This window comes from Bradyrhizobium sp. HKCCYLS3070 (assembly GCF_051167575.1).
GTDB lineage: Bacteria > Pseudomonadota > Alphaproteobacteria > Rhizobiales > Xanthobacteraceae > Bradyrhizobium.
This window is the reverse complement of the sequence record NZ_JBNPTI010000001.1, coordinates 1,310,279-1,323,401: the sequence shown is the minus strand read 5'-3', so window position 1 is coordinate 1,323,401 and position 13,123 is coordinate 1,310,279. Positions and strand designations below refer to the sequence as shown.

At 63.1% G+C, this 13,123-nt stretch carries 7 protein-coding genes and 1 tRNA gene; 4 read left to right on the top strand and 4 right to left on the bottom strand.

What is annotated here, in order from left to right; all coding sequences use genetic code 11:
- Positions 1–3 precede the first annotated feature (3 nt).
- From ACQR03_RS06105 to ACQR03_RS06095, 3 genes are all read right to left on the bottom strand, one after another.
- On the bottom strand, positions 4–552 hold the full coding sequence (locus tag ACQR03_RS06105) for a phage tail protein (RefSeq protein ID WP_315751567.1): 549 nt from the start codon (positions 550–552) through the stop codon (positions 4–6).
- A 49-nt stretch (positions 553–601) separates the two neighbouring features.
- Positions 602–1,129 carry a phage tail protein gene (locus ACQR03_RS06100; protein ID WP_315751568.1) on the bottom strand — a complete coding sequence of 176 codons (528 nt, stop codon included), beginning with the start codon at positions 1,127–1,129 and terminating at the stop codon, positions 602–604.
- Between the two features lie 83 nt (positions 1,130–1,212).
- Positions 1,213–1,755: a phage tail protein gene (locus ACQR03_RS06095; RefSeq protein ID WP_315751569.1), complete on the bottom strand. Its 543-nt coding sequence runs from the start codon at positions 1,753–1,755 to the stop codon at positions 1,213–1,215.
- 401 nt (positions 1,756–2,156) lie between these two features.
- Between ACQR03_RS06095 and ACQR03_RS06090 the strand changes: the two genes are divergently transcribed.
- Entirely contained in the window at positions 2,157–6,791 is a 4,635-nt protein-coding gene (locus ACQR03_RS06090) for a beta strand repeat-containing protein (RefSeq protein WP_315751570.1), read from the top strand.
- A gap of 87 nt (positions 6,792–6,878) precedes the next feature.
- Here the strand turns inward: ACQR03_RS06090 and ACQR03_RS06085 are convergent, their stop codons facing one another.
- Positions 6,879–7,796, bottom strand: coding sequence for a septal ring lytic transglycosylase RlpA family protein (locus tag ACQR03_RS06085; protein ID WP_315751571.1), 918 nt, complete (start codon positions 7,794–7,796; stop codon positions 6,879–6,881).
- A gap of 927 nt (positions 7,797–8,723) precedes the next feature.
- On the opposite strand from ACQR03_RS06085, the gene ACQR03_RS06080 reads away from it, so the two are divergent.
- From ACQR03_RS06080 to ACQR03_RS06070, 3 genes are all read left to right on the top strand, one after another.
- Positions 8,724–8,813, top strand: a tRNA-Ser gene (locus tag ACQR03_RS06080).
- A gap of 570 nt (positions 8,814–9,383) precedes the next feature.
- A complete protein-coding gene (locus tag ACQR03_RS06075; protein WP_315751572.1) occupies positions 9,384–11,744 on the top strand; it encodes an AAA family ATPase in 2,361 nt (786 codons plus the stop codon).
- Positions 11,728–13,080 (top strand): McrC family protein, encoded by a 1,353-nt coding sequence (locus tag ACQR03_RS06070; protein ID WP_315751573.1) that lies wholly within the window; start codon positions 11,728–11,730, stop codon positions 13,078–13,080. Before ACQR03_RS06075 ends, ACQR03_RS06070 begins: the two co-directional genes overlap by 17 nt.
- Positions 13,081–13,123 lie beyond the last annotated feature (43 nt).

Here is a 13,123-nt window from a genome sequence, read left to right as displayed (position 1 = left end):
GGCTCAGGAGTTGTTGAACGACGGGAAGATACCCGCATAGCAGATGCACCAGATCAGTGCCTGGGTCGGCTGCATGTTGTCGTGCGGGATGCTCTGCCCGGACGTCGTGACCGCGTTGGGAGCGAGGTTGACATTCGCCGGCGGCGCCACGAAGCCGTTGAACGAGGGATCGATCGCCACCATCGTCCCGGGCGTCCCCGGCCCGGGGGCCGCGTTCGGCGCGGACCTGCTGCCGAGCTGCAGGTTATGCGTGTGCGCGGGCATTTCGGCCGAAACCAGCCCGACAGTGCTGCTGCCCATCATCTCGCCGATCACGCGGGGCTGCAGGCCGGGTCCGTCGCCTTGGCCGTTGGTGATCGCGCCGCTCAGATTGGGGAGCTGGAAGTTGGTCGTGCCGTTGCCGCCGAAATAGGTGCCGATCAAGGCGAACAACGGCGTGTATTGCTGAATTGGAAGCAGCTGGCCGAAGCACGGCAACCACGCACTATTGAAGCCGCCGGTTGCAAAAGTGAAGGGAAAAGCCTGGATTTCGCCAACAAAGGGATCAGACACGTCGTCTCTCCTCGAGAATGTGCGATGAAGCCGGTCGAACCGCGACGCCTCAGCCTGGCGAGGGATAGACGCCGTTGATGCAGATGCAGTAGTTGCCCACGACGGTCGGCATGATGTTGTTGTGCGGGACGCTCTGTCCCGCGGCGGCCACGCAGGGCGCCATGACCGAGTAGGTGCCGGCATCGGCGATGGGGGCATCGAGATTCCCGGTGGACGCGGTCGCCAGATGGACCGTGGGTCCGGGGATCGCCGTGTCGGCCGTGACCGTCGACGACAGCAGGGCATGGCTATGCGCGGGCAACTCGGTCGTGATCAGCAGGTGCTCGTCCTCGCCCGCGACCTCGCCAAGCACATACGTCGCGCCACCGGGCGGCGTGCCCTGCCCGAGCGGCACGCGGCCGCGCAGATCGGGCAGGTTGAACGTCTGGATGCCGTCGCCGCCATAGGTCGTTCCGAGGATCGTATAGAGCGCATCGTAGTTTGAAATGGACAGCGAGCTGCCGTCGCAGGCCAGCCAGCCGTCCGGTATGCGCGGAAAGGCGAACAGCCTGATCTCACCGAGAAACGGGTCTGACATCCCGACATCCTTTCATTGAGCCGTGGGCGCCGTGAGAGCAGGCGCGGCGCGGAACTGGGGGGATTCGATCGATCCGAAGACGCTCAGTTGCGCGAGGGGAAGACGCCCTGCATCGCGATCAGGTAGTTGATCACGAGGTAGGGCTGCATGTTGTTGTGCGCCTGCCCGCCGCCGATCTCGGGAATGTTCGTGCCCACGGCCAGCGGGACCTCGCCCGATCCTGCGGTCGCGAAGATCTTCTTGGGATCGTCCGCCGGCAGCGTATTGGTCCCGAACAGATTGTTCGTGGGACCCGCGCTTCGGCCGGCACCATTGGTCGTCGAGGCCTGCACCAGGTGATTGTGAGCCGGCATCTGAGCGAGGGTCAGCGTCACGGTCGTTTCGCCGCTGACCATCCCTGCGGGAAACTGACCGGAGCTGCCCGTCGATCCGAGGATGGCCCGGCCACGCAGATCCGGCAGCGCGAATGTCGTCACGCCGTTGCCGCCGTAATAGGTGCCGAGCAGTGAGAACAGCGCCTGGTTGGTCTGGATGGCGAGTAGCGCGCCGTTGCAGAACGCCCACCCTCTCGGCGGCTGAGATCCCGCAAAAGGCATGATCTGCCCCAACACAGGCGTCAACGGCATGCGCGTCTCTCCCCAATGTCATTTTGAAACGAATGGCGGCGGCTTGATCAAACAGCCTCCGCATTGAAATTTTTGAGAGCGTGAGAAACAACCTGTAGGAGAAGTCTAGGTTGCGTCGCTCGGATCCGTCAAGACAATAAAGTTCCGTAGATTGCGCTGTTGCCGCTATGCAACGCCAAGCAGAAGTCGTGCCCGGTCTGGTTGAATCGACTTGCCCGGAAGGCGCTGCTTCTCCAAGGTTACGATTGCGTTACCAAAATTTCTTCGAACCAATTTTTTTCAGCGGCACTCTCAGCCAATGAGGGGCCGTAAGGGGCACGACCAAATTGTCAACCGGGACTTGGCGCCGGAATTTTCATGCGGCATGCACGCCTCTGCGGCGTGCGCTGGGTTTTGTTTCGGTGGTTCTTGCCTTGATGCTCGCCTCGATGGTGGGCGCGCAGGCGGCCTGTAACTTCACGACCGGCTCGACCACCAGCACCAGCATCACCATCAACGGAACGGGCGCCGGCAATGCCGTCGGTCTGTGCGTCACCAACGACGTGGTGCTCTGGGGTCTCTACGGACACTCGAATGGCACCAACAGCCCGCCGATTGATGCGTTCAACAATCTCCCGATGACGGCGGGCGGCCTGAGCTACACCAATCTCAGCTACACCGGCGCCAAGGCGACCTACACCCTGATTCCCGTGCCGATCGGCGGCGACTTCACGCAGGTGCCGGAATACACTATCCGGATCGATTCGCTGTCCGGATCGGGAACCGAGAACATCACGCTCTTTTATGCGAGCGACTGCTCGCACACCGCCGGCAATTGTAGCGGCGCCGGCACCACCAACACCTCGTTCACGATCACCGTCACGTTGCCCGGCCCGACCGCGACGCAGGCCATCGCGTCGAAGTCGCTGACCGTCAATACCGCCGCGACATCCTTCACGCCGGTCACCGGCTCCGGCGGCACCGCACCGCTCAGCTATGGCATCGCCCCGACGCTGCCGACCGGTCTGTCCTTCAACACGTCCACGGGCGCCATCACCGGTACGCCCACGGTCACCAGTGCCGCGACCACCTACACGGTCACGATCACCGATGCCAACTCCGCGACCGCCAGCAATACCTTCAGCCTCACGGTCAACGGCGCGGTGACGGCCACGCAGTCCGTTGCCTCCAAGACGCTGACGCAGAATCAACCATCGACCAACTTCACGCCGGTCACCGGCGGCGGCGGCACCCCGGCCTACACCTACAGCGTGTCACCGTCCCTGCCCACCGGTCTCACGCTCAACACATCGACCGGCGCGATCACCGGCACGCCGACGGCCGCGAGCGGCGCCACGACCTACACCGTGACCGTGACCGACGCGAACAGCGCGACCGCCTCGAACACGTTCAGTCTGACAGTCAACTCGGCCGTGACCGCGACCCAATCGGTCGCTTCGAAGACGCTGACGCAGAATGTGGCCGCGACATCGTTCACGCCGGTCACCGGCGGCGGCGGCACCCCGTCGCTCAGTTACAGCATCGCGCCCGCGCTGCCCGCCGGCCTCTCGCTCAACACCTCCAGCGGCGCGATCACGGGCACGCCGACCGCAAGCAGCGGCGCGACCACGTACACGGTGACGGTCACCGATTCCAACAGTGCCACAGCCAGCAATACGTTCAGCCTGACGGTGAACACCGCCGTCACCGCGACGCAGTCGGTGAGCTCGGCCACGGTGACCGTGAACACGGCCATCACGACGTTCACCCCTGTCACCGGCGGTGGCGGCACAACGCCGCGGTCCTATGCCATCGCGCCGACCTTGCCGACCGGACTCAGCTTCAACACCAGCACCGGCCAGGTCAGCGGCACGCCGACGGTGACCAGCAGCACGACCACCTACACGGTGACGGTGACGGATTCCAACGGCGGCACCGCCAGCAACACCTTCCAGCTCACCGTCAATGGGCCGGTGAGCGCGACGCAGGCGATCGCCTCGAAGACGCTGACGCAGAATGCCGCAGCGACGTCGTTCACGCCGGTGACCGGATCGGGCGGCACGCCGCCGCTCTCCTACGGCGTTGCCCCCGCGCTGCCGACGGGCCTGACGCTCAACACCTCGACCGGCGCGATCACCGGCACACCGACCGTGACCAGCGGCGCTACGACCTACACGGTCACGGTCACCGACGCCAACACTGCCACGGCCAGCAATACGTTCAGCCTGACGGTGAACAGCGCGGTCACCGCGACGCAGGCGATCGCCTCGCGGACCTTCACCGCCAACCAGGCCATCACCGCCTTCACCCCGGTCACCGGTGGCGGCGGCACGGGGACACTGACATATTCGATCTCTCCGTCCCTTCCGGCCGGCCTCAGCATCAGCGCCTCCACGGGCGCGATCTCCGGCACGCCTTCGACGAGCGCGGCGACCGCGACGTACACCGTGACCGTCACCGACACCAACAACGGGACCGCCACGAACACCTTCAGCCTGACAGTCAACGGCGCTGTCAGCGCCACCCAGTCGATCCCGGCCAAGTCCCTGACCGTCAATGTCGCCGCGACATCCTTCACCCCGGTGACCGGGGGCGGCGGCACGTCGCCGCTCACCTATGGCATCGCACCGACACTGCCCGCCGGGCTCAGCTTCAACACCTCGACGGGTGCCATCACGGGCACGCCAACCGCGATCAGCACGGCCGCGACCTATACGGTCACCGTGAGCGACGCCAACAGTGCCAGCGCCAGCAACACGTTCAGCCTGGCCGTCAACGGTGCCGTGACGGCGACCCAGGCGATCGCGTCCAAAGGATTGACCGTCAACACGGCGGTGACCTCCTTTACACCGATCACCGGCGCCGGCGGCACCTCGCCGCTGAGCTACGGCATCGCGCCGGCGCTGCCCGCAGGGCTCGCCTTCAATACGACCTCGGGTGCGATCACGGGCACGCCGACGGCCACCAGCGGCGCCACGACCTATACGGTCACGGTCACCGACGCCAACACTGCGACGGCGACCAATACGTTCAGCCTGGCGGTGAACGGCGCGGTCAGCGCGACCCAGGCGATCGCGTCGACCACCCTGACTGCGAACCACGCCGTGACGCCGTTCACGCCGGTCACGGGCGGCGGCGGCACCGCGCCGCTCGCCTATTCCGTCTCGCCGACGCTCCCCGCGGGACTGTCCCTCAATGCGGCCAACGGCAGCATCTCCGGAACGCCCACGGTGACCAGCGCGGCGACGACATTCACCGTGACCGTGACCGACGCCGCCAACGCGACCGCGAGCAACACATTCAGCCTGACCATCAATGGTGCGGTGACGGCCACGACGGCCGTGCCGTCCAGCTCGCTGCCGATCAACCAGGCGGTGACGCCATTCACGCCGGTCACGGGCTCGGGCGGTACGGGCACGCTGGTGTTTGCCGTTTCACCGGCCCTGCCGGCCGGCTTGAGCTTCAACACGAGCAATGGCCAGATCACCGGCACGCCGACGGTTCCGGCGGCAATGACCACGTATACGGTGAGCGTGACCGACACCAACAGTGCCTCGGCCAATGCCACCTTCAATCTGTCGGTGGGCCAATTGGTCACGACGGTCGCGCTGACCTCGTCGCAGAACCCGAGCCAGTTCGGGCAGCCCGTGACCTTCACGGCCACGGTTTCAGCGTCGGGCGGCACCCCGACCGGAACGGTCACCTTCAACGACAATGGCACGCCGATCGGCACGGCGACGCTGGCGGGCGGCGTTGCGACGTTCGCCACCTCGACGCTCGCGGTCGGCAGCCACACGATCACGGCGAGCTATGCCGGCACCACGCTGTTCACGGCGAGCACCTCGCCCGGCCTTGCCCAGACCGTCAACGTGCCGGTCGACAGCGTTCGGCTGCGCTCGCTGCAGCAGACCGTGAGCAAGCTGGTCGCGCAGAATTCCGGGCAGGCGATCTCCGGCGCGATCGATGACGCCATCGCCGACGGCTTCAACGATGGCGGTTCGTTCCTGACGCCCGGCAATGCCCGCATGCGCTTCAACTTCTCGGCCGATCCGCGCGATCAGGACGAGCGCTCCCCGGCCGGCGACCGCGCCGGCAGCGGCGACAGCAACGCCTATTCCTCGCTGCTGCCGGGCGCGTCCCAGCCACGTGGACGTGGTCGCGGCCGGATCGACGATGCGTTCGCGGCCATCGATCGCGGCGACAGGAAGCAGGCCGCGCCGAAATGGCACGAGCAGAAGGAGTGGCTGCTGTGGGCCGATGTGCGCGGTTCTGGCGTCGACCGCTGGGGCAGCACCAGCATCGGCGGCGTCACCCAGGCCAGCCAAGCCTCGATCTATGGCCAGCAGCTCAACGCCACGATGGGATTGACCTACCGCGCCGCGCCGAACTTCCTCGTCGGCGTGCTCGGCGGCTACGAGACCTTCAGCTACACCCAGCAGGACATCAACGGGAAGCTGAAGGGCGACGGCTGGACCACCGGCGCCTATCTCGGCTGGAAGATCATTCCCACGCTGCGCTTCGATGCAGCCGTGGCCTATTCCGGCATCGGCTATGACGGCAGTGCCGGAACCGCCCAGGGCAATTTCAGCGGCCAGCGCTGGATGGTTTCCACCGGTCTGACCGGCACGTATAAATGGGCCGGCCTGGTGCTGGAGCCGTCCACCAAGGTCTACGCATTGTGGGAACACCAGAACGCCTATACGGACTCGCTGGGCACGCGGCAGGGCACCAATGATTTCGCCAGCGGCCGCGCGTCGGGGGGCCTGCGCGCCGCCTACCCTGTCGTCTGGCTCGATAGCGGGCTTCTTCTGACGCCGTTCGTCGGCCTGTACGGCGACTACTACTTCACCAGGGAGGATGCCAACACGCTTGCCGCCGGCGCGCTGGCCTCGACGCCGCTGCTGCAAGGCTGGTCGGCCCGCGCCACCGGCGGTCTCGGCATCCAGACAGCCGGCGGCATCGGTGTCGGCCTCGGTGCCGAGCTCGGCGGCATCGGCAGCAACACCCGCGTCTGGACGTTTTCGGCCAAGGCGCGGGTGCCGTTCAGCGCCCAATAGGCATTCCCAATAGCCGTTGGCGGCGCACTCGAATCGAAACCGCCCCGGCTGGGGCGGTTGGTTCGACGTGCGAGATCGTATGGAAGATCAGTACAGTCCGCGGCCGCCAAGGATCTCGCGGGCCTCGTCAGCGCCGTCCGCCGCGCCGCTCGATGACGGCACGTATCGGCCGCCCTGATCGTAGGACACCGCGCGCGGGTTTTCGAGGCTCCGTCCGCGGGTCCGGCTGGAGGCCGACATCTCCGACGTCGCGGCAACCGATGCCAGGTCGGCGGAGGTGTTGCCGAGCGTGTAGGGACGCCCCTCGGGCAGCGGGACCTCGCCGCGAATCGGGCGGCCTGCGCCGATCTCGGGAACGAACGGCCGGGCGGAGGCGACGCGGACGAGAGAAGGCGCCGGCGCCGGGATGCCGGTGCGCAGGGTTGCCATCAGCTGGGTATCGTCGGACCCTTCGAGAGGGGCGCGGCCGACATATTCGACGCGGACGCGGGCGACGCCGTTGCCCTTGAACTCGAGCAGATCGGCCGCCTTGTTGGAGACGTCGATCAGCCGGTTGCCGTGGTACGGGCCGCGATCATTGATGCGGACGATGAGCGATTTGCCGTTGGCGAGATTGGTGACGCGGGCGTAGCTCGGCAGCGGCAGCGTCGGATGGGCAGCCGTCAGCGACGTCATGTCGAAGACCTCGCCATTGGCGGTCAGCCGGCCGTGAAAATCATCGCCATACCAGGAGGCCATGCCCTCGGCGCGATAGTTGGTATCCTCCTCGGGAACATAGGTCTTGCCGGCGACGGTATAGGGCTTGCCGATGCGGTAGACGCCACCGCCCTTCGGCACCGGCTCGCCGAATCCGACGACGCGCGGGCTCGACGACACGCCGTATTTCGGATCGACCTTGCTGGCGAATTTGTTGGACGAGGCGCAGTTCGCGACCATCAGGCAGGCGAGGACGGCGACGGCACTGCGCACCGCTCTCTCGACCGGATCTGTTTGACCAATCCCCATCGACCCCAATTACCAATGTGCCGGTCGCAGCCGAGCCCTCCCATCAGGCCCGCGCGTCCCGGCTTGTCCCCGAGTCGCATCCCCGCAACTCAATGCACAAGGATAACGCAACCCGAAGACGGCGGAAATGGGGTGGGCCCCGCCGTGGTTAACCGGAGCTTTCCTGCGGTTGTGACGTGGACGGTGGCCGCCCAGGCGTGCACCTCCGCTGTGCCTCCGTGTTGCGAGTGCACCTTTTTGGACACATATGTTGCGTGAAATCCTCACCTACGAGTGTTCTCATTTCCCGGGACCTGAATCATTTTGACTGTGCAGGGCTGCACGTCGTTTGCTTCACGTGGGGCGCAACAGGGTGTGTTCGCTATGATCGAAGCAATGACGGCAGTGATGGGCTTGGTTGGCGCCGGGATCTTCCTTGCTCATGCGTTTGAAGGCGTCCGCTCGCGGGCCTGAGTCCGGACATATCGGACAGCCGACGCCATGGTCGGCTCTCGTCCGCGTCGATGTTTGCGTCCGCTTCAATAACGACACTTCAGGAGCATCCCTGAAGCTGGCAGTTTCGACCAGCAGATCATCCAGACCGCTCATCGCCCGGCCCTCGGTTTTCTCCGGCCGGTGCGAGATCGGACCGGTAGCGCAGCCGCAGCAGGTGGCCCATGCGACACCAAGATTTACGACATCAAGCGTTGCGACACCAAGACTTGCTCTCGGGGAGCTTTCTCGCCCTGGCAGCGCTGAGCACCGCAATCTTGTGCTCCGGCCTGATGGCTTTTGCGCTCAGGTGAGCGCGGGCCTTGAGCTGAGGCCGTCCGGGCAGGCGTGAATGCGCCGTTGACGAGCCGCAAGCCCGCACCCTAAACAAGGATCGCGTCGATACCGCGCTGCCGTGGCGTGGACGTCGCCGACGTCCCGGACACGACGCCGGATGGAAGGGTGGCCGAGTGGTTTAAGGCACCGGTCTTGAAAACCGGCGTGCCCGCAAGGGTACCGTGGGTTCGAATCCCACCCCTTCCGCCAGTCCGGAACAGAACTGCGCACCCCGCCTGTAAGCCGATTCTACGCCCGAAATGGCGGCGAGCGTTCTGAGCAAGTTGCTCTTTGGACCCATGATTCGGGCCTCCCGGTCGTCCACCTCAACCCGCTGGGCTAGGCGCGAAGACGATCGCGGCGATATCCCGCCTTCGATTCGCATCCGCTTACGGACCGTAGCAGCGAATTTGTGTAGCGCCGTTGTGGTGATTGGCTCTCCAACAAGGCGGATGCCGGAAACCTCATCACTCTGCGGACAAATGTCTCCGTGCCCGCACAGCGGGATAGCGTTCCTACGTGCAACGCCAGCGCTGGTTCATAGTCGTCGGTCCTGATGCCGAATTAGCGACCAGGGCGCAAGCTTTCGCCACGGCTCTAACGTCCGTTCCACGAGTCCAAGCTCGGCTCGATGGTCTCAAGTGAGCGTTCCGCCAAGCATACCATCGTCACTGGCGGCGACCATAGAACGCCGGCCGGCTCAGTGCTAAGTTTGATCAACCGCGTGTCAAATGGAGCCGTTGGCTGCGAGGTTGAGTACCCGTTGAGAGACAGATCTGTATGAGCGCACCAATTCTTGAACCGCAGATTTTTGATGAACTGAAAGCCGCGCTTAACCACGGCATCGCGTCAGGCGAGTTGCTGACACCGTTGCAGATCGAGCAGCAGACAGCGCTCTTCCGTGATCGCTTTGGACCCGCCGTGTTGCGCGATCTTGACGGTGAATCCCTGCTGCGTCTGATGCACGGACGCCTGAGTGGTGAAACTCGGTGTTTGGCCTATTGGTTGGAGTTCAAGAACGATGACGAGTTCTCCGGCAACCAATTTGGCGGTATTGGTGGTGGGTCAGCGCTAAAATTTGGCATCTTTCAGCGCCAGAGTGACAACGCCTGGATGACGGGGTCGCCGAAGGCACAGAATGTCCTGTCGCTTGAGGACGCCATAGACATTGCACGAAAACAGAGGGACCAATTGGTGGCTGGCGCTGACGTGTTGTCGTCGCTGAATACAGGAGATACTTCAGATGAGGCATACGTCAAGCTTCAAGCTGCCATGGAGAAGGCTGCTCCAAAACTAGCGCATGACGGCTGGGCTCACAAATACTGGTTTCTTACCAGCCCAAACCGACTCGATACCTACCATAGCCCCCGTTACCAGCGATTCCACCTCTTTAAGCTTCTACAAATGCCTCCCGACAAGGTCGGGATCTTGGATGGCGGTTCGCCTCGCTTCGTCTGCGCAGGACGTTTCGTTGCCGCTGCACAGGAACTTGAGGTGCCGGTCACAACACTCGACACAATCCTCAACCGGCGCGATGGTGCCTTTCACCGATATTGGAAGGTAGGCACTACAGAAGGGAGTGACGGCCGAAGCCACTGGACAGAAATGCGCGAGGGCGGTTTCGTGTCTATCGGTTGGTCCGAGCAAGTTCCCGACCTGTCAAAAACGATTAGTCAGGACAAGACGACTGCGAAAAATAAAATCCGGGATCTTCTGCTTCCCGTTTACACTGCTAACGTAGGCGTCGCGTCTAGAAAGGCTGGAGAAATACTGAATTTTGCTCAAGAAATATCGGAGTTAGATTTAGTGCTCGCGTGTGAAGGCCAAACCGTTCTGGGCGTAGGGAAAGTCCGCGGGCCTTATGAGTATGACAGCAAGCTTAGCTTCCCACACAAACGTCCTGTTGAGTGGCTTAGCCTCGACTCCTGGCGAATGCCCGACCAGGAGGGGTCGCGTACCACGATTTATGAACTTGGCAGGAGCGCAGCTAACCTCCTTGAGCTTGAACAGCGGCTATCCCGACGAGGGGCGGTGCCTGCCACAGTATCTGCACCGCATCCAGTTGTTCCGGCAGCCGAAACCGTACCTATGCCGCCGCTCGATCAGTTTGCCGCGCGAATCGAAGCCATCCTACGCCGCAAGGGTCAGGTGATATTGTACGGGCCGCCTGGCACGGGGAAAACCTACCGGGCGTTGGCCGTCGCCAACGAACTTGCCGCCCGCCATGCGTTCCGGAAGAGCTTTGTCGATTTGATCCCATCTGAGCGCAAGACGGTAGCCGACAGCGAGGGCTTCGTGCGCGTCTGTACCTTTCATCCCGGGTGGGGTTACGAGGACTTCATCGAGGGTCTACGGCCTACGACAGTGAACGGCCAGATGGTTTTTGAACCGCGCGGCGGCATCTTCAAACGTCTCTGTACAGATGCATCCAAGCAACCGAACCGCAATTTTTTTCTTGTCGTGGATGAGATTAACCGTGGCGACCTACCACGCATCTTTGGGGAATTAATTACGGCGATTGAATACGATAAACGGGATCGACAGATCGTATTACCAGTCACCGGCGCACTGTTTTCCGTGCCAAAAAATGTGTTCGTCATTGGCACGATGAACACGGCGGATCGTTCTATTTCTCTTATGGATACCGCGCTTCGCCGGCGTTTTGGTTTCGTCGAAGTGATGCCAGAAAGCAATTTACTAGTTGGACGGAAAGCTGGAGGGTTGCCGCTTGGTCCTTGGCTGGACGCGCTGAATACAAGACTTCGCCTCCATCTGAAACGGGACGCCCGCAACCTTCAGATTGGCCACGCCTATTTGATGCCACCTCAGCCCGTCACTTCGGTAGCGGAGTTTGCTCGCATTCTACGCGACGACATTATCCCCTTGCTCGAAGAATATTGTTACGACGATTTCGGTATGCTCAGAGACATTCTTGGTGGTGAGCTGGTCGATGCAGAGGCTGGGCGTATTCGAGAAGAGATATTTGGCACCAACCGGGAAGGAGATCTGATTCAGGCTGTGTCATTCGAGGAAATGCAGCCACTTGTACTCGATCAGGAGCCGGCCGATAGCACTTTGGTTGGCGAGCCGTATGATCTCCCAACCGACGACAGCGAGGGAGACGATGACCCCGCACCCTGACGGCACGCCCCCATTCGTCGTCGAGCTAACGGAATGGAACCGGGTCGGCCCCGCAGAGGACTCGCGCTTAAGGGGCCGTTCTCTAGCGGGCGATATGCCGTCGCGCCGACTGGCCGAGACGCTGCGTGGACGGTTGGACATCCGCGAGGCATACGACGGACTTGAAATCACCAGCACATCTTTCGTCGGCCGCGTGGACGTGGGGCCGCTTCGCATCGCGATTGAGCCCAAGCTGCCAGCGATGCCGCTCGCTCGACTGCTCCGCTACGCTTATGGGCTGCGCGATGTCTCGGCGGTCGAGGAGACGAGGTCACCAACCACTCGGCACGGTCTACACGACTTGCTAGTTTCGTTGCTCGCGGCGGAGGTGGAGGAATTAATGCACCGGGGTCTGGCGCGTCGCTACATTCCACTATCGGAGAATCTGGAGAGCCCACGCGGCCACATCATGATAGATCAAGTGATCCGTCAGGGCGGCGTGCGGGAGGCTCGGCTTCCCTGCGGGCACTTCGAACGTCGGGCTGACTGGCATTTGAATCAAGTGTTGCGCGCAGGCCTTGAGGCTGGTGCGCGACTTGTTGAAGACAGGAACCTCCGACGGCGTGCGCATCAACTTTCGTCGATGTTTGGAGATGTCAAGCGCTTGGTGAGCCTCGGTGCTGATGACATCGACCGGGCGGACCGTGGCCTTACCCGTCAGACCGCCGCCTGTGGGCCGGCGCTGACGATCATCCGGCTACTGCATGACGCCCAGGGTATCGCCTTCGATTCGGGACAAGTGCCGAGCCGGACGCCCGGGTTTCTGTTCGATATGAACGTCTTCTTCCAACGCCTGCTCTCTCGCTTTCTGCACGACAATCTTGCCGGTGCGCGGATCGCGGACGAACTTGCGATCCGCAACCTGTTTGCCTACGCGCCTGACGCCAATCCGAGGCGGCGCCGTGCGCCGGCACCGCGGCCAGATTACGCTTTATTTTACAACAAGGTGCTGCACGGTTTCCTCGACGCAAAATATCGCGACGTTTGGGAAAGGAGCCTCCCTGCGGAATGGCTGTATCAACTTTCAATATACGCACTTGCCTCGCCAAGCGAAGTTAGCGTGCTGCTGTACGCCTCGATGTCTACGGAAGCACGTGACGAACGCGTGGAAGTTCGCCAGCCTGTGACGTGGTCCAACAAGCGGCCTGCTTCGGTCATCTTGCGTCCGGTCTCGCTACCTTACCTAGCCGAACTTCTCGATCCCGACCGAGCGAGGAGTCTGGCCGGCGAGCGGCGGCGGTTAGCAGACCAACTGGTGGCGCCCGGAACTCGTCAGAACGACATGCTAGCGGCCTGATGGTCGTATCTCATCGGCTTATGCGCTTCTGGTGTCGCTCATA

Bases quoted from the DNA above. Each gene is read 5' to 3' on its own strand.
- ACQR03_RS06100 (WP_315751568.1), bottom strand. From the start codon at position 1,129: ATGTCAGACCCGTTTCTCGGTGAGATCAGGCTGTTCGCCTTTCCGCGC.
- ACQR03_RS06095 (WP_315751569.1), bottom strand. From the start codon at position 1,755: ATGCCGTTGACGCCTGTGTTGGGGCAGATCATGCCTTTTGCGGGATCT.
- ACQR03_RS06085 (WP_315751571.1), bottom strand. From the start codon at position 7,796: ATGGGGATTGGTCAAACAGATCCGGTCGAGAGAGCGGTGCGCAGTGCC.
- ACQR03_RS06075 (WP_315751572.1), top strand. From the start codon at position 9,384: ATGAGCGCACCAATTCTTGAACCGCAGATTTTTGATGAACTGAAAGCC.
- ACQR03_RS06070 (WP_315751573.1), top strand. From the start codon at position 11,728: ATGACCCCGCACCCTGACGGCACGCCCCCATTCGTCGTCGAGCTAACG.